This is a genomic window from Bradyrhizobium erythrophlei (assembly GCF_900129425.1).
Lineage (GTDB): Bacteria > Pseudomonadota > Alphaproteobacteria > Rhizobiales > Xanthobacteraceae > Bradyrhizobium > Bradyrhizobium erythrophlei_C.
The window spans coordinates 1,879,039-1,895,763 of record NZ_LT670817.1; the positions used below are offsets into that span (position 1 = coordinate 1,879,039).

Annotated in this window: 13 protein-coding genes; 6 read left to right on the forward strand and 7 right to left on the reverse strand. The window is 59.0% G+C overall.

Annotation, left to right across the window (positions count from 1 at the left end; translation table 11 throughout):
* Nucleotides 1-7 precede the first annotated feature (7 nt).
* The 6 genes from B5527_RS08985 to B5527_RS43635 form a co-directional block, all read right to left on the reverse strand.
* Entirely contained in the window at nucleotides 8-1,417 is a 1,410-nt protein-coding gene (locus tag B5527_RS08985; protein WP_197689293.1) for a VpsF family polysaccharide biosynthesis protein, read from the reverse strand.
* On the reverse strand, nucleotides 1,417-3,735 hold the full coding sequence (locus tag B5527_RS08990) for a GumC family protein (RefSeq protein WP_079600971.1): 2,319 nt from the start codon (nucleotides 3,733-3,735) through the stop codon (nucleotides 1,417-1,419). Before B5527_RS08990 ends, B5527_RS08985 begins: the two co-directional genes overlap by 1 nt.
* Nucleotides 3,716-5,143 (reverse strand): outer membrane beta-barrel protein, encoded by a 1,428-nt coding sequence (locus B5527_RS08995; RefSeq protein WP_079600972.1) that lies wholly within the window; start codon nucleotides 5,141-5,143, stop codon nucleotides 3,716-3,718. Before B5527_RS08995 ends, B5527_RS08990 begins: the two co-directional genes overlap by 20 nt.
* A 324-nt stretch (nucleotides 5,144-5,467) precedes the next feature.
* Nucleotides 5,468-6,055 carry a polysaccharide biosynthesis/export family protein gene (locus B5527_RS09000; protein ID WP_079600973.1) on the reverse strand — a complete coding sequence of 196 codons (588 nt, stop codon included), beginning with the start codon at nucleotides 6,053-6,055 and terminating at the stop codon, nucleotides 5,468-5,470.
* Nucleotides 6,056-6,184: 129 nt separating this feature from the next.
* Nucleotides 6,185-6,916 (reverse strand): metallophosphoesterase family protein, encoded by a 732-nt coding sequence (locus B5527_RS09005; RefSeq protein ID WP_079600974.1) that lies wholly within the window; start codon nucleotides 6,914-6,916, stop codon nucleotides 6,185-6,187.
* 82 nt (nucleotides 6,917-6,998) lie between these two features.
* The gene (locus B5527_RS43635; protein ID WP_154072116.1) at nucleotides 6,999-7,136 is read right to left on the reverse strand and encodes a hypothetical protein; all 138 of its coding nucleotides are present in this window, start codon (nucleotides 7,134-7,136) and stop codon (nucleotides 6,999-7,001) included.
* 734 nt (nucleotides 7,137-7,870) lie between these two features.
* On the opposite strand from B5527_RS43635, the gene B5527_RS09015 reads away from it, so the two are divergent.
* From B5527_RS09015 to B5527_RS09025, 3 genes are all read left to right on the forward strand, one after another.
* Entirely contained in the window at nucleotides 7,871-8,488 is a 618-nt protein-coding gene (locus B5527_RS09015) for a sugar transferase (RefSeq protein ID WP_245332552.1), read from the forward strand.
* Between the two features lie 40 nt (nucleotides 8,489-8,528).
* Complete coding sequence (locus B5527_RS09020) at nucleotides 8,529-9,959, forward strand: mannose-1-phosphate guanylyltransferase/mannose-6-phosphate isomerase (RefSeq protein WP_154072848.1); 1,431 nt, start codon at nucleotides 8,529-8,531, stop codon at nucleotides 9,957-9,959.
* An 81-nt stretch (nucleotides 9,960-10,040) separates the two neighbouring features.
* Nucleotides 10,041-10,805: an FkbM family methyltransferase gene (locus B5527_RS09025; protein WP_245332553.1), complete on the forward strand. Its 765-nt coding sequence runs from the start codon at nucleotides 10,041-10,043 to the stop codon at nucleotides 10,803-10,805.
* 339 nt (nucleotides 10,806-11,144) lie between these two features.
* Here B5527_RS09025 and B5527_RS43640 read toward each other — a convergent pair whose 3' ends face one another.
* On the reverse strand, nucleotides 11,145-11,300 hold the full coding sequence (locus tag B5527_RS43640) for a hypothetical protein (RefSeq protein WP_154072117.1): 156 nt from the start codon (nucleotides 11,298-11,300) through the stop codon (nucleotides 11,145-11,147).
* Between the two features lie 412 nt (nucleotides 11,301-11,712).
* On the opposite strand from B5527_RS43640, the gene B5527_RS09030 reads away from it, so the two are divergent.
* Genes B5527_RS09030 through B5527_RS09040 form a run of 3 tightly spaced genes read left to right on the forward strand, consistent with a single transcriptional unit; the run spans nucleotide 11,713 to nucleotide 16,488 of the window.
* Nucleotides 11,713-13,656, forward strand: a complete 1,944-nt coding sequence (locus B5527_RS09030) for a PrkA family serine protein kinase (RefSeq protein WP_079600978.1) — start codon at nucleotides 11,713-11,715, stop codon at nucleotides 13,654-13,656.
* Between the two features lie 19 nt (nucleotides 13,657-13,675).
* Nucleotides 13,676-14,947 (forward strand): YeaH/YhbH family protein, encoded by a 1,272-nt coding sequence (locus B5527_RS09035; protein ID WP_172842518.1) that lies wholly within the window; start codon nucleotides 13,676-13,678, stop codon nucleotides 14,945-14,947.
* Nucleotides 14,944-16,488, forward strand: a complete 1,545-nt coding sequence (locus B5527_RS09040; protein WP_079600980.1) for a SpoVR family protein — start codon at nucleotides 14,944-14,946, stop codon at nucleotides 16,486-16,488. The genes B5527_RS09035 and B5527_RS09040 overlap by 4 nt, the downstream gene beginning before the upstream one ends.
* Nucleotides 16,489-16,725: the final 237 nt, after the last annotated feature.

Genomic DNA, 16,725 nt, shown 5'->3' on the forward strand with positions numbered 1-16,725 from the left:
TCCCGATCTAGGAGTAGGCTGGAATCGGCCGCCGCCTGCCGCGGGGGTCAAGGCCGGCGGGCGCAGCGAGGCGCCGCTCGCGCGGCAGCAGCAGGGTGATCAGAAAAATGAACTGCGCGAGCTGGATGCCCTTCGAGGAAAAACTCACCGAGCTCGCCGCGACAATGACAATCAGGACGACGATCGCCCAAGCGGCGTTGCTGGCGCGCAGAAGGATTTCCGTAAACAGGCCGATCAATCCGATCGTCAGCAGGATAGTATGAATAATGCCGAACTGGACGATGCAGGAGATCCAGAAATCCTCGATGCCGTAGTTGAGGCCATATTGGGTCTGAAGCGCGCTTGCGCGCACCGGGTTCGGGCCCAACACCAGCTCACGCCAGTCGAAGTGCGACAGCAGGTCGAAAGTCGCATAGCGCGCAAGCGTGCTGCCTTTGTCGGATGAAAATCGCAGCAGCATCTTGTCGAAGATGCCAAGGTCGAACGCGGCGAAGATGCCTGCGGCCACGACGAACAGCAGGCAGATTGCGGCGATCGCCGTTGGAAGCGAGGTGCGCCCGCCGCGCAGGATCCGGAATATTTCCATAGCGACAAAAAAGCCGATAAGCAGCATTACCGTGACCAGCGCGGTGCGGCCGCCGAATACCATCAACGATGCCAGGCAGAACGCAATCAGTGGAAGCCGTACGAGAACCGGCGGACAAAGCGCGGGTCGAAGTATGAGGGCAAGGATATAAGCCCCAATGACGCCGGAGGCCGTGAGCGGGTGACCCAGAAGAGCAGAGGAGCGCCACTCTCCCAGCACAATCACGTCACCGAGCGTCAGCGGAATCAGCCGGTGACCGGAGAAATATTCGTAGTAGCCAAGAATGACGTTGATCAGAATCGTAAGGTGGATTGCCCACACCAGTGGTTTTCGCTGCGATGGCGAAAGGCGCCAGATCACGAGGCACAGCAAGACAGGCAGCAGAAAGGTGTCGATGATGAAGGTAAACGGGCGCTCCAGCACCAGCATCTGAACCAGCAGGCAGAGCCAGCAGAACAGGTAGACCAAAACGATCTTCGCACCGGAAAAAATCCGGTTGATCTCGCCGATCGGGTCGCTGTTGCGAACGAGCAGCAGGCAGAATGCGAGAAAGGTGAAATAGGTAGCCGGATGAATCTTCTCGTAGAAATTACCACCCGTTGTCAGATAGTGAATTTTCCACTCGGTCAGCATCGCCGAGGACATCGCGAAGGTGGTTATCACCGCCAGCACCATCAGACTGGCAATGATCATGTCGATCAATGGCATCGTCTCGACGCGCCTGCTGCGGGGAACGTACGGCGAGCGGAAGCCCGGCGCGGCGGGATAAGCGCCGTGATACGACGTCCGCGGCGCGCCTGCTCCAGATCCGGCAAAGAGGTCTGGCGGCATCACTGCGCCGCCCCGGCGGTTAGTCCGGCGGTGCCGTAAGGTTTGAGATAGGCCGAACTGCTGTAATAGTCGTAGAAACGCAGCCGGCTCAGATCGACGCGGGTCAAGGCGGTTCCCAGAATCCGGTCATGAACCGGCGACAGCAGATCCATGGTGTGGGAGAGCACCTCGCCGGGCGTCTGGTCCCAGGCCAATGCCAGAATGATGCGATCGGCCAGTTCGGCCAGCGCGCGGCCATCGACCAGCGGTACCAGCGGAGGGGAATCAATGATGATCAATTCGTAGCGGTGACGAAAATGATCGAGGACATCGACGATCTGCTCGGAGAACATCAATTCGGTGATGAGTTCGGCTTGCTTGACGGTCGTCGACGGCAAGATCGAAAGTCCCGTGCTGTGGTCGATGAGGATAGCCTGCTCCGGGGATGCCCGGTTCATCGCAACGTCCAGCAGGCCGGTGTCGGCGTGCGGGCACAGCGCGTGCGTCAGTTGCGGGTTGCGAAGATCGCCGTCGATCAGAAGGGTACGGATACCCAGCGTCGCCACCGATTGCGCGAGATTGACGGCGAGCGTGGTTTTCCCCTCATTTTCGAGCGCGGATGTGACCAGCACCACCTTCACCGGTTGAACGCGCATGGTGCGTTGAAGCGCAAGCCGAATGGAGCGTATCGCCTCCGCGAAAAACGTACCGGGTGCATCGAGCGCGTAGCGCATCAGGGGCGGCTGCAGCGCCGGCGGCAACAGTTTCACGGTTTTCGGATCGTAACGGCTGAGTTCTTGGCGTCCGCGTTTTGCGAGCTTGGCGAGTTCACCCGCGGCGATCAGCGGAATCGCGGCAAGCGCTGGCACGCCGGATAGCTGTTCGGCTTGCTCGAGCGTCTTCACCCGCTGATCCAGATAGTCGACGAGAAATGCGAGGACGAATCCGACACCCACGCCGAGCGTCAGCGCGAGACCCACGACCAGCCAGGTTTTGGGCCAGGACGGCGCGATCGGTATGCTGGCCTTTGTGACCACGTGCGAGTCCGGCATCTCAAGGCTCTCTTGGGCCGTGGTTTCCTTGTAGCGGGCGAGATAGGATTCATAGAGCGTGCGGTTGGCCTCGGCTTCTCGCTGCAGTTCGCGCAGGCGCACTTGCGCTTGACCTGAGGAGCTTGAAACTCCCTGCAGCTGGTCGAAGCTCTGCTGCAGCGATGCTTCGCGCGATCGCGCGACATCGTAATCGTGCCCTGCGCTTTGCAGGATGCGCTTAATTTCCTCATTGATGAGGCGCTGGGTGTCCCGCAGTTGAGCGTGCACATTGGCGACAAGAGGATGGCGCGGTCCGTATTTGCTCGATAGATCCGCTTCATTCTTCGCGATATCGGCATACTGCGCGCGCAACTTGCTGATGATATCCGACGAAATCGCCGCACTGAACCCGCCCTGGTCGCTGCCGGATTTGCTCAATTGCTGAGCCTGGTCGTACTTGGCGCGCGCCTCGGCGGTCTGGACGCGGGCGGCGATAAGCTGATTGTTGAGGTCGGTGATCTGCTGATCATTGACCGTCACGCCCTGCGACACGGTCAGATTGTTGGCGGAGCGAAAATCCTCGACCGCCTTTTCCGACGTGACCACCCGCGACTTCAGCCCGTCGATTTGCCCATTGAGCCAGTCGGCGGCTATACGCGTGGCGTCATACTTGGCGCGGACCTGTTCTTCGAAATAGGCCTCGGCGACGGCATTCGCGATCTCCGCGGCCTTTCGCGGCGATTCCGAGCTGACATTGATATCGACAAGGAAAGTGGTGCCCTGACGGGTTACCTTCATCCGCTTCTGCAGGATGTCTACCGACCTGGCCTTGGCGGCGTCTTCCGGGCTCGCACCGGCAACCGGACCGTTGCTGCTGAACAATCGCTTGATTGGGTCGAGCAGGCCCGGTGTCGGCACGAATTCCGGATCGTCGGTCAGCTTCAGCTTTTCCACCACGCGCTGCAGGATGGCAATCGACTGGATCAGCAGCGCCTCGCTTTCGATGGTGGCGTCGTCGGTTCCGAAATTCGACATCGAGATCGCCGACTGGTTCGATTCGATGGCGCTGGCGCGACGCGGATCGACCAGGACCGTGGAGGTCGCCGTATATAATGTCGTTGCGGACAGGATGTAGATCAGCGCCAGAGCGATCAGGCAAAGCGGCGGCGCTGCCACCGTTTTCCAGCGGCGGCGCAGGATTCGCGACATCTCGCGCAGATCCACAGTCGGCAGCGGCGATCTCTCGATCGCAGTCGCGGTCGACTCCTCTGGCTGGGAATGCGGTTGGTCAAAACTGCGCTGTAACATTGATTCCTACCTGATCTTTGTCGTAGCTGAAGGCGGGAATATCGCTGTTGCGGGAAGTGTATCGATAAAAGAGCGAAATGGCGCCGAAGCGATTGAGTAAATACTTGATAGTGGCATCGGTAGTGACGACGTGGTCCTCGCGCAGCTGCCCGAAGAACTGGTCGTTTTCGTATCCGCCGTCGAGCGACACAATGATATTGCGGCGCAGCTCGTAATCGATTCCGAGTTGTACGGCGTCAGCGAGTACGCCGACGGAACTTGTGTCGGCGGTTTCCGTAACGAGCTGTTCGGCGCTGAAGTGAACATCGAGCAGGCGCGTCGGGCGCCAAGTCAGTTTGGCGCGATAGGAGGGACCCTCGATAGTACCGATCGTCGGGTCATCGAACCGCTGCTGCACATAACCGGCGCCGAACTCGCCGCTGATCAGGTTGGTCAGTTGGACCGTGATGCCCGACAGCGCCCGATAGCCCTGCGAATCCAGCGGCTGGCCGGGGAGACCGCGGATATCGCGTTCATTGCCTTCGGCCGAACTGAACCAGCCCAGCGTCTGTGAAAATGCATAGTCGATCCGGCCATGAAGGGAATAAATCTGCCCGTCGCGGCTGCTTTCATCGATCACGGCGCCGTCCTGCGCCCGCGTCGTTCCATACTGGTAGGAATCGGTACGAATGCCGATCGACGCTGTCAGCCGATTGAATTCCTTGCGAAGGCTGATATCGCCCGAGAAGAGATCATACGGCGTCGGCTGCACGGCGTTGGAAGGTGAACTGAGCGTGCCGACGCCCTCATTCAAATGAGCGATCTGAAAATTGGTCAGAACGGCAAGATCATGGGCGATGTCGAACCAGGCGTTGCCCTTGAGGCTGGCATTGGTCTGATCGAGGCCGGGATTCTGATTATAGACCGTTGACTGCGCGTCCAGCCTGAGATCGATGCCGTGCTGGTCCCACAGCGTATTGGCGCGCAATGAGGGTTCGAACACCGCTGCGATGTCCGAGCGCTTGTTGGTGTTGGAGGAAAACACGTTGCTGTCATAGAAGCCGCCGGAAATCAGCGCCGGGCTGAACATCCATGAACCGGCGCGGATGCCGACCGGCTCGTAACCGGGTTGTTGTCGATCCTTGACCGGCGTGTCCTCGGGTGCGACCTCATCGCGGCTATCCGGATCTGTCAGGTTCGGCTGTGGGGACGATTCGAATATCCGTTGCGCGTTCCATGGTGGCGCAACTTCCTCAGGGGTCGTCGGGATCACCTGTGCATTCGCCGGTGACGCCAGACCGAGCACAATCGCGGCCGCCGGTGCAGGCGCGATCTTGAGACCGCGTCGGCGAAGCGAGGTTGCCGCCCGAGACGTTCCGCGCCGCTCCTCGTTCGCGTCCAGCCGCGAAAATGCAGATCCACATTCCATCACTTGTCCTTTGTGGGAAACGACCGTCACAGGTACGGTTAAACCGTGTCGATGATCTATCGCTGCCCAAAAGAACATCGTGAGCCGCTCACGAAGCCGTCAGCCTCGCAGTGGTCCACATCGTCACCAGCAATCACCACAGACTTACGCCCCTCGGATCGAAAGACCTCTTCGATGATTGCAACGTGAGTAACGTGAAAAAGTTTTCCGCGTCGCAAAAGAATTCGCACTGCAAAGAGACGACACTATGGCAACACCTCGTCTCTCACGTCGCGTCGAGTCAGGCGCGCAACGTTCTCAAAGCAGAACCATGTCGAAGCGACGCTAGAAGTAACGCTCTGGAATGCGGATATTGTCGCCGGGAAAAACCGGAACCGGTGCGTCGAGAGCATAGACTTCTTCAGCGTTGGCTCCCGAACGGCGCAGATAGACTTTATTTTCGTTGGCGCGATAGGTGAATCCGCCGGCGCTGGCGACCGCGTCCATCACGGTAAGGCCCAGGCGATAAGGGTATTCGCCACCCTTTTTCACTTCACCCAGAATATAATAAGGCCTGTAGAGCGCGACCTCGACGTTCACACGGGGATCGCGCACGATTCCCTTCGCCAATGTCGACGCGATCGCCCGCTCCAGCTGTTTCGTTGTCAGGCCCGCGGCTCCGATATGTCCTGCGAGGGGAATCGAAACCTGGCCATTGCTGTCGATTTCGTATTCTCCGGCGATATCGGGCTCGCCGTAAACCTTCAATCGAATTCTGTCATTGGGGCCAAGCACGTAAGTGGCGGCCGCCGACGCGGCCGAAGGAGGTTGCGCCTGTGCCAGGGCATTGGCCGGCAGAGTGGCGATGGCGCCGGACAGCGACAAGATAAAAAGAAATGATAGACCTGTGACGCAGATCAATCGTTGCAGCATAACGGCACCCCACAAAATGCTTGTGACTCATGCTGATGATAGTCGAGCAAAGAAGGCAAAAAAATGTGACGGGGATTTCTCGACTATAGTAGTGGCGAGTTCCGTACGCATCGTCCTGCGTAAACAATTTCACAAAACCAGAATCGTCGTGCCCTCGATGGCGATGCAGGTCAGAATTCCCGTGCGCCACGCGCCGGTGTCGATGTTGATTCGATTATGCCTGATATCGGGATGCGGCACCGACGTATGGCCGTGAACGACAAGCTTCCCGTGGTCCCGCGCCGAGTTGAGGAACTCGTGGCGGATCCAGAGCAAGTCGTTGAGATCCTGCCGCTCGATCGGAACGGCTGGGCGAATACCGGCATGTACGAACAGGAAATCTCCGCAGCAAAAACTGGTGCGGAGACATTGCAGCAGCAGTTCGTGCGCGCGCGGAAAGGCATCCCAAAAACGGCGGTGCAGTTCGGTTTCGATCATCCCCGGGCGCGGCTGAACGCCGTAGGATGCAAGGGTTTGCATGCCGCCGACCTGAAGCCAGGGACGGAGACAGGCCGGATCGCGAAGGAAGTCTTCCATCAAGCTCTCGTGGTTGCCACGCAGGCAAACGGCGCGATTTTCGACCAGCCGGACCGCCAGCATATCGATCACGGTCTTCGAATCCGGGCCGCGATCGATGTAATCGCCCAAATAAACCTCAATCGCATGCGAGATCGGCCTGCGCTGCAGGTCATCATCAATGCGTGCAAGGGTTTCAGCCAGCAGGTCGGCGCGGCCGTGGATATCGCCGATCGCGTAGATGCGAACGTCAGGCGGTGTCGACGCGGCAATGGCTAGCGAATTGGCGGCGGGTGGTGTTCGCATCGTCCGCCGAAGCGATCATGGAACGGCCTCGCGGTCAAATCAAACCGGAACATGGCGCCTCGGCAGGCAAGCACGATTCGTTTTAGAAAAAGATCAGCCCGATCAGTGCAATGATCGCGATCCAGGCGATCGCGTTCGCGATGATAATGCGGTTCCTGAGTCTGCGGTCGGCCGGATCGCGCTGTTCAGGCGCGCACCCGTCCGCACGTTCGGCGACCATCGATGCCTCCCTGGAAAACATTTCCGAGGCAAGCGACTCGTTAGCTGCAGCCGTTTCGGCCTTTCTCGCAGTCATTTGCGAACCCGTGCTGCGTTAACCTCCGGCAGACTACGAGACGTCATTTAGCTTCAGTGAAGCAAGATTGTTCAAAACCATGCGCGTCGGGGATCATTGCATCATTGTGATGCTGCGCCTGTTCGAATCGAAAATCGAATCTTATTCGCGCGGGGTTCCCCGAGTTGCGATTATGCATGGCAGCACCGAGACATACGCGGCGCAACATGCGAGCAATCCTTACCTAAGCGCCTGCGGCTAAAAATGATTTTCCGCGTCGCACGAATAGTTCATCGCTGCGCCTGCGAGTCCGCGCGCGATGTTTCCGTTTTGCTGCCCCATTTCGTTCAAAGAAATAGGAAAGTTTCAATCAACACAGGTCGCTGCGTTTTAATCAACCCAGGTCGCTGCGTGTTGTAAGCCGGATGAAGTTTCGCATCTGCGAATGCTTCGGCGGCGGCGGAAGGTTGCTGCCTTCGCGCGAACACGCGGTGTTCCGTTGCCTGGCTTTGGCAGGGTTCCAGCAGAAGGCGAGCAATAGAGCAATGGTTACTACGATCGCAGTCCGCTCGAACCACGACAATGTCACGCCGCTCCGGAAGGGCCGACACTTCATTTCGGTGCGACCCGTCGAATGTCCGGGTAGCGGCGCGTATCGGAGTCGGCGTTCACGGCGCGCCGTGCGAAGCGAACCGTCGGCCTCGGTAGGAAAGAGAGTATTCGATATCGTTGTTGCGAGCGCGGCATTGTTGTTCTTCGCGCCCTTCCTGCTGGCAGTCGCCATCGCAATCAAGGTCACCTCGCCGGGGCCGGTGCTGTTCTATCAGTACAGATATGGCTACCGGAACCGGTTCTTCAAAATATACAAGTTCCGTTCGATGCGCATGAACGCATCCGATGCTCGCGGTGTGAAGCAGGCGGTGCCAGGCGATTCGAGAATTACGCCCGTCGGAAAAATACTGAGGAAAACGAGCCTCGACGAGATTCCGCAGCTTATCAACGTCATCAAGGGGGACATGTCGCTGGTCGGGCCTCGGCCGCACGTACCGGGGATGCTCGCCGCTGACCTACCGTATGAAGACCTCGTGCCCTATTACTTCCAGCGGCATATCGCGCGGCCTGGAATCACCGGTCTGGCGCAGGTGAGCGGCTGCAGGGGCAGCACCATCGAGCCAAATCGCGCCATCTCGCGGATCGACTACGATCTCGACTACATCGAGAAATGGTCGTTGCGCATGGACATCATGATCATCGCACGTACGATCCGCAGGGAATTCCTGTCGGGCAGCGGATTCTAGGCCGGTTGCGGATCAATCCATCCATGGGAGACACGCGATGATGCAGGCGCACGGCCGTATAGTTCCTGTTCTCCTGTCGGGCGGCACGGGCTCGCGACTGTGGCCGCTGTCCCGGGAAGCCTATCCGAAGCAACTACTGTCTCTTCTCGGCGAAAAAACCTTGCTGCAGCAGACGGCGCTGCGGGTTGCGGATCCGTCGCTGTTTGTTGATCCAATGGTAATTGCGAATGCGGAACATCGCTTCGCGATCGGCGAACAGTTGCGCGCGGCCGGCATATCGGACCCGACCCTCGTGCTCGAGCCGTTCGGACGAAATACTGCTCCGGCGGTGGCGGTCGCCGCACTTCTTGCCAGCCAAACCGATCCCGACGCCGCGCTTCTCGTGATGCCGGTCGACCATTGGGTGCGCGACCACGCCGCGTTCCGGGCCGCCGTGTCGACCGGCCTGGCGGCCGCGCGGCACGGGCGATTCGTCCTGTTCGGGCTACGACCTACCGCGCCGGCAACAGGATTTGGTTACATTCGCATGGGCGAGGGATTTGCAGCTGCGCCCGATGTCCGCGACGTCACCGGTTTTGTTGAAAAGCCGGATCCGGTGATGGTCGAGCGCCTGTTGGCCTGCGACGAGCATCTCTGGAACAGCGGAATATTTCTGCTGCCCGCCCGTCTGTTCATAGATGAACTCGCTGATCAGGCGCCGATGGTTCTCGCAGCGTGCCGCAAGGCGTTGGCGGCTGCAACCCGCGATCTCGATTTCCTGCGTCTGGATCCCGCCGCTTTCGAAGCCTGCCCGTCGATATCGATCGACTATGCGATCATGGAGAAAACCGACAAGGCGGTGGTGGTCAAGGCTGCCTTCGACTGGAGCGATATCGGAAGCTGGTCGGCGCTGTGGACGATGGGCGACAAGGACGGCTCCGGCAACGTGACGACCGGCGACGTCGTCCTGGAAGATGCCTCGGGATGCTATGTGCGCGGCGAGGGACCGCTGATCGCGGCGCTCGGCGTCGAGGATCTCATCATTACCGCGACGCCGGATGTCGTTCTGGTGACCACTCGCAGCCGCGATCAGGATGTCGGCAAACTTGTCGAACGTCTCAAGACCGACGGGCACCGTTCGGCGACGCAGACGCTCAGTGTGCACCGGCCGTGGGGCTATTACCAGTCGATCCACGCCGGCGACCGCTTTCAAGTCAAGCGCATCACCGTCAACCCGGGCGCGAAGCTGTCGTTGCAGAAGCACTTCCATCGCGCGGAGCACTGGGTCGTCGTGAATGGAACCGCGATTGTCACGCGCGATGACGAAGAAATCCTGTTACGCGAAAATGAATCGGTATTCGTCCCGCTGGGCTGCATGCATCGCCTTGAAAATCCGGGGAAGGTACCGCTCAATCTGATCGAAGTTCAGTCGGGGGCCTATCTGGGCGAGGACGACATCGTGCGCATGCAGGATATCTATCACCGAGTCTGAGTTACGAAGTCACCATCACCTCCTCGAACACGCAATAAAAGAAAGACGGCCGAGATGAGCGCAAGGCAACGAACAAAAGAAATGCTGAAGGAAACGTTTCCATCGATCTGGGTGCACTGGCACCTGATGCATCATCCGAAATCGGCGGATCCGGAGCTGTTATATCTCGACAGGATCGTGCCGGAGGGTGCCGTGACTGTCGATGTCGGTGCAAATTGTGGGCTCTACACCCGCAAACTGGCGCGCCTTTCGAGGAAAGTCCATGCGTTCGAGCCTTCCCGCAAGATGGCTGATCTGCTCCGGCGAACCTCAGCATCCAATGTGAGTGTTCATGAGATTGCGTTGTCCGATCAAACCGGCAGCGCAGAATTATTCATTCCGCAGAACGAAAGGGAACCGGTCTACGGCCTCGCTTCGCTCGAACCCAGGCTCGGTTCGTCGAACAAGGAGGTGGTTTCGATCAACGTGCCGACCGCGCGCCTGGATGCGATTGTCCATCAGGACGTTGCCTTTGTAAAAATCGATGTGGAAGGACATGAGTTGAATGTCCTCAATGGCGCGGTCGAACTACTTGAGCACAGTCAGCCGGTTTTCCTGGTCGAAGCGGAGGACCGGCACCGTGTGCAAGCGACCCGTTCGATTTTCGAATTCTTTGAGAGGCGATCCTACAGGGGCTTCTTCCTGAAGCAGGGCAATGCGATCCCGATCGACCAATTTCGTCCCGCGGATTTGCAGGACGCCAGTGCACTTCTTCCCGACGGCGGTCGCAAGAGCGGGCAATCTTACGTCAATAATTTTTTCTTCTTCCCTCAGCATCTGGATGGAGAGTCGATCCTGAACAGCTAGCGAATATCGGACAGACGAGCGTGGCTGCCTGTGACTTAGGGTGCGCTCGCCGAAAAGCCTCGCCGCAACGCTCGCGGGATCGAAGTTTGTCGGACATGTCGTCGTCCTCGCCTGTAAGCCGGCCCACTGTCGAAGCCCTATTTCATTGGGTTTCGGTGGGTTCCGGAACCGGAGGTGGGGAGTTCCTTTTCGCCCCACCAGTTTCCCGTCCGAGACGAACAGCTCGGCTAACAGGCTATCCCGCAAACTTTAGCTGGCTGCCGGCCAACTGCCGTAATCCGCGAAAGCGAAGCCTAAAAAGCGCTCGCGGAGCTGGACGTATTTTCTCACTTCGACGGCTTATGGATTTCGATGATGCGCGATGAGGTCCCGCGTCGTCCAGTTCGGCTGCCCGTTGGTGCGTTGGGCTTCGCGCGGCAGGCCGGCGTGGGTCACGACGTCGATCAGCCGGATCGGTTGGGAACGCCACGCGTTCGGGTCCCAAAAGCCTTTCAATCACGGATGCTCCCAAACGGCGGTTCGACGACAGAATGCACACCTAGGTATAATCGCCCCAACCCCTTTGTCATCCGATCTCCCCTGAAGGTTTCGATTGAAAATACGCAAGTCCAATGGCCCAGATCAGCTGAAGAGACTTATTTCGACCTTAGGTTCGACAATCCGGTCGTAGATTTGAAGATCCGGGAGTGTGCTGATCCACTTGATAGCCCGGTTTTGCTGAATTTTCCGGCAACGGCAGCGGAAGGAATCATGCGTGTTCCTATCTCATATTTCGCTGATATGCGCTTTGCGGCTGTCCAACGATCGTCAGCAGCGACTGATGCGCGATTGAGCGTCCGCGACGTTGATGACGGCTGCAAAGCGTCGCTTTCCCAGAAATCCGACCCACGTAGTTAGGAAAAGGATCATGTACAACGATTCTCTGTTCAACGCTTTCGCCCGGTCCTACGAGGCTCGGAGCGAGGCCGACATGTCGATGGCGGAATATCTGGAATCGTGTCGAGGCGATCCGATGCGATATGCCAATGCCGCCGAGCGGCTGCTGGCTGCGATCGGTGAACCCCAGATGATCGACACGGCCAGGCATCCCCGCCTTGGCCGTATTTTTTTGAACAGGACCATGCGCGTCTATCCTGCCTTCACCGGATTTTATGGCATGGAAGAAACCATCGAGCGCATCGTCGGGTTCTTCCGGCATGCGGCGCAAGGCCTGGAAGAGCGCAAGCAGATTCTCTATCTTCTCGGGCCGGTCGGCGGCGGGAAATCGTCGCTGGCGGAACGGCTGAAGTCGTTGATGGAAGTCAATCCAATCTACGTTTTGAAGGCCGGCGACGAGCTCAGTCCGGTGTTCGAGAGCCCGCTCAGCCTGTTCGATCCGGAATCGCTTGGTCCGATGATTGAGGAAAAATACGGCATTCCCTGCCGCCGCCTCAATGGACTGATGAGCCCCTGGTGCTACAAGCGGCTCGAAGCGTTCGGTGGCGACATTTCACGATTCCGCGTCGCCAAAATCCAGCCCTCGCGTTTGCGCCAGATCGCGGTCGCGAAAACCGAGCCCGGCGACGAGAACAATCAGGATATCTCCTCACTGGTCGGCAAGGTCGACATTCGCAAGCTCGAGACTTTTGCCCAGAACGACCCCGACGCCTACAGCTATTCCGGCGGCTTGAACCGCGCCAACCAGGGCATTCTCGAATTCGTCGAAATGTTCAAGGCGCCGATCAAGATGCTGCACCCGCTGCTGACGGCGACGCAGGAAGGCAACTATATCGGCACCGAGAATATCGGCGCGATTCCCTTTACCGGTGTCGTGCTCGCGCATTCGAACGAGTCCGAATGGCAAAGCTTCAAGGCCAACAAGAATAACGAAGCCTTCATCGATCGCATCTGCGTCATCAAGGTGCCCTACTGCCTGCGGGTGACCGAGGAGCAGAAAATCTATCAGAAGCTCATTCAGGGATCGGAGCTGGCGGCGGCGCCGTGCGCGCCCGCGACGCTGGAGACGCTGGCGCGCTTCTCGGTGATGTCGCGGCTGCGCAAGCACGAGAATTCGACGCTGTTTGCGAAAATGCGGGTCTATGACGGTGAAAGCCTCAAGGAATCCGATCCGAAGGCGCGCAGCGTCCAGGAATACAAGGATGCCGCCGGCGTCGACGAAGGCATGGACGGTGTTTCGACGCGCTTCGCATTCAAGGTCCTGGCTGCGACCTATAATCACGACACCGCGGAACTGGGCGCAGACGCGGTTCACCTGATGTATGCGCTGGAGCAGTCGATCCGCCGCGAGCAGCTTCCCGAGGAAGTCGAAAAACGCTACCTCGAATTCATCAAGGCCGAACTGGTGCCGCGCTATGCCGAATTCATCGGTCACGAGATTCAGAAGGCCTATCTCGAATCCTATTCGGATTATGGCCAGAACCTGTTCGATCGCTATGTCGACTATGCCGATGCCTGGATCGAGGATCAGGACTTCAAGGACCCCGATACCGGCCAGTTGCTCAATCGCGAGCTTCTCAACCAGGAACTGACCAAGATCGAGAAGCCCGCGGGCATCGCCAACCCCAAGGACTTCCGCAACGAGGTCGTCAAATTCTCGCTGCGATCGCGGGCTCAGAATAGCGGCAAGAACCCGTCCTGGACCAGCTATGAAAAGATCCGCGAAGTCATCGAAAAACGGATATTCTCGCAGGTCGAAGACCTGCTTCCGGTGATCTCGTTCGGCACGAAAAAGGACGGCGATACCGAAAAGAAGCACGGCGAGTTTGTCGCGCGGATGACGGCACGCGGCTATACCGAGCGTCAGGTTCGCCGGCTGGTCGAATGGTATATGCGGGTGAAGCAAGCCGGTTGAGGGTGGATGCAACGTGGTTATGCACATCATTGACAGGCGCCTGAATCCGGGCAGCAAGAGCCTGGAAAACCGCCAGCGGTTTTTGCGGCGCGCCAAGTCGTTGGTTCAGGGCGCGGTCAAGAAATCCTCCCAGGAACGCGACATCAAGGATGTCCTGGAGGGCGGCGAGGTCAGCATCCCGCTCGATGGGATGAATGAGCCGCGGTTTCGCCGCGAAGGCGGCACGCGCGATATGGTGCTCCCCGGCAACAAGAAGTTCGTCGAAGGCGACATGCTTCCGCGTTCGGGGCAAGGCAGCGGGAAAGCGTCCGCGCCGGGCGAAGGCGACGGCGAGGATGCGTTCCGGTTCGTTCTAAGCCGCGATGAATTCGTCGATCTGTTCCTGGACGATCTCGAATTGCCGGATCTCGCCAAACGCAAGCTCGCCGAGGCGGAAAGCGAAGGACTTCGCCGGGCCGGCTATTCGACCTCCGGCTCGCCCGCGAATATTTCGGTGAGCCGCACGGTTCGGCTCGCTTTGGCCCGGCGGGTCGCGTTGCGGCGGCCGCGGCCGGAGACGATCGCTCAACTGGAGGCCGAACTTGCAGATTGCGACGAGGCGCGCCGCATCGAACTGATGGCCGAGATCGACGCATTGAAGGCAAAGCTTCGCCGGATTCCGTTCATCGATCCGATCGACATCCGATTTCGCCGCTTCGAAACCGTGCCGAAGCCGGTGGCCCAGGCCGTGATGTTCTGCCTGATGGACGTGTCCGGCTCGATGTCCGAGCACATGAAGGATCTGGCCAAGCGCTTCTACATGCTGCTCTACGTGTTTTTGACGCGGCGCTATCGGCATGTCGAGATCGTGTTCATTCGCCACACCGATCGGGCCGAAGAGGTCGACGAGGATACGTTCTTTCACGGCCCGGCGTCCGGCGGCACCCTGGTGTCGAGTGCGCTGCAGGCGATGCACGAGATCGTCAGGTCGCGGTTTCGTCCGGCGGACTGGAACATCTATGCCGCCCAGGCCTCCGACGGCGATAATTCCAGTTCGGATGCAGCTGCCGTGGGCCGGCTGCTGACCGAGATGATACTTCCGGTCAGCCAGTTCTTTGCCTACCTGGAAGTCGGAGAGGCCGGTGGCAGCACGTTCGATATGTCCGAGTCATCGCTTTGGGCGCTGTATCAGCGCTTGCGCGCCGATGGCGCGCCGCTCTCGATGCGCAAGGTCAGCGAGCGCAGTGAAATCTTTCCGGTCTTTCACGACCTGTTCCACCGCCGTGGCAAGCACGAGAAGGCCGCGTCATGACTACGACTACTGAACGATTGTTTGAAGGAGCGGACTGGGACTTCCCCACGTTGCAGCGCATTCACGACGCCTGCGAGGAGATTGCGCGAACTGAACTGGGCCTCGACACCTACCCCAACCAGATCGAGGTCATCACCGCGGAGCAGATGCTGGATGCCTATTCGTCGGTCGGCATGCCGCTGTTCTACAAGCATTGGTCGTTCGGAAAGCATTTTGCCCACCAGGAAGCCTTCTACCGCAAGGGACTGATGGGTCTCGCCTATGAGATCGTGATCAACAGCTCGCCGTGCATTTCCTATCTGATGGAGGAAAACACCGCGACCATGCAGACGCTGGTGATCGCCCACGCGGCGTTCGGCCACAACCACTTCTTCAAGAACAACTATCTGTTCAAGCAATGGACGGATGCCGAGGGAATTCTCAACTATCTCGATTTTGCCAAGAACTATGTCGCACAGTGCGAGGAGCGGCATGGCGGGTTGGCGGTCGAGCAAACACTGGACGCCGCGCACGCGCTAATGTCGCACGGGATCGATCGTTATCTCGGCAAGAAGAAGCTCGATCTTCGGGCCGAAGAAAAGCGCACCGATGAGCGTCGCCGGCATCGGGAGACCGAGTTCAACGATCTATGGCGGACCGTTCCGACCAGGGCGGTCAAGAGCGAGGCCGTGCTCAATGCTGAGCGTCGCCGCAGCTTGCTCGGACTGCCGCAGGAAAATATCCTGTATTTCCTCGAAAAGGCGGCGCCGCGCCTGCAGCCCTGGCAGCGCGAATTGCTCCGGATCGTGCGCCACATCGCGCAGTATTTTTATCCGCAAAGTCAGACCAAGGTCATGAACGAGGGTACTGCGACCTACGTGCATTACCGCATCATGACCGCGCTGCACGATCGAGGCCTTATTTCCGACGGCAATTTTCTCGAATTCCTGCAGTCGCATACCAATGTGGTGTTTCAGCCTGATTTCGACGATCCGCGCTTTTCGGGCTTCAACCCCTATGCGCTCGGCTTCGCGATGATGCAGGACATCGAACGCATCGTTTCAAATCCCGACGACGAGGATCGCGAGTGGTTCCCCGACATCGCCGGAACCGGTGACGTGATGGCGGTGCTGCGCGATGTCTGGGCCAACTATCGCGACGAAAGCTTTATCAGTCAGTTCCTCAGCCCGCGATTGATGCGACACTTCCGCATGTTCCATCTGCACGATGATCCGGAGGAACGCGCCGGTATCAAGGTCGATGCGATCCATGATAATCGGGGCTACCGCCGTATCCGTCGGGAATTGGCCAAGCAGTACGACATCGGCTTCATCGATGCCAACATCGAGGTGGTCGATGTTGACCTGGCCGGCGATCGTCGTCTGATGTTGCGCCATGCTGTCGTCAAGGGCGCCCAACTCGATGAGGCCGACACCCAGCGCGTGCTCCAGCACCTGGCCGATCTCTGGGGCTACGATGTGGTGCTTCGGGAGGTCGATTCGTCGGACGCTGTGGTCGGGGAGCAACTGGCAACCCCACTCGGGATAGCTGTGACGGACTGAAGCGACGGGCCTCGCGGCTTTTGCCAAGTCAGTGGCTCGCGTCTCTGGCATCAGGTTTTGATTTTCCGCGGCGCCGAGGAATTAAGTGCCGTGATCCCCCGGCCTGGGACGAGCCCGGCGGCGATAGAAACGAAGAGGGATTGCGATAAGAGTTACGCCTGCCTTCGGTCTCTGAGAAACGAAACTTCCATTTTTCGCCGAGTTGTCTGACTGATTCCGCCGCATTCAGTGCCGACA

What these genes read in the sequence shown, in the direction of transcription:
- B5527_RS08985 (WP_197689293.1), bottom strand. Translation starts at nt 1,417, where the DNA reads ATGCCGCCAGACCTCTTTGCCGGATCTGGAGCAGGCGCGCCGCGGACG.
- B5527_RS08990 (WP_079600971.1), bottom strand. Translation starts at nt 3,735, where the DNA reads ATGTTACAGCGCAGTTTTGACCAACCGCATTCCCAGCCAGAGGAGTCG.
- B5527_RS08995 (WP_079600972.1), bottom strand. Translation starts at nt 5,143, where the DNA reads ATGGAATGTGGATCTGCATTTTCGCGGCTGGACGCGAACGAGGAGCGG.
- B5527_RS09000 (WP_079600973.1), bottom strand. Translation starts at nt 6,055, where the DNA reads ATGCTGCAACGATTGATCTGCGTCACAGGTCTATCATTTCTTTTTATC.
- B5527_RS09005 (WP_079600974.1), bottom strand. Translation starts at nt 6,916, where the DNA reads ATGCGAACACCACCCGCCGCCAATTCGCTAGCCATTGCCGCGTCGACA.
- B5527_RS43635 (WP_154072116.1), bottom strand. Translation starts at nt 7,136, where the DNA reads ATGGTCGCCGAACGTGCGGACGGGTGCGCGCCTGAACAGCGCGATCCG.
- B5527_RS09020 (WP_154072848.1), top strand. Translation starts at nt 8,529, where the DNA reads ATGCAGGCGCACGGCCGTATAGTTCCTGTTCTCCTGTCGGGCGGCACG.
- B5527_RS09025 (WP_245332553.1), top strand. Translation starts at nt 10,041, where the DNA reads ATGCTGAAGGAAACGTTTCCATCGATCTGGGTGCACTGGCACCTGATG.
- B5527_RS09030 (WP_079600978.1), top strand. Translation starts at nt 11,713, where the DNA reads ATGTACAACGATTCTCTGTTCAACGCTTTCGCCCGGTCCTACGAGGCT.
- B5527_RS09035 (WP_172842518.1), top strand. Translation starts at nt 13,676, where the DNA reads ATGCACATCATTGACAGGCGCCTGAATCCGGGCAGCAAGAGCCTGGAA.
- B5527_RS09040 (WP_079600980.1), top strand. Translation starts at nt 14,944, where the DNA reads ATGACTACGACTACTGAACGATTGTTTGAAGGAGCGGACTGGGACTTC.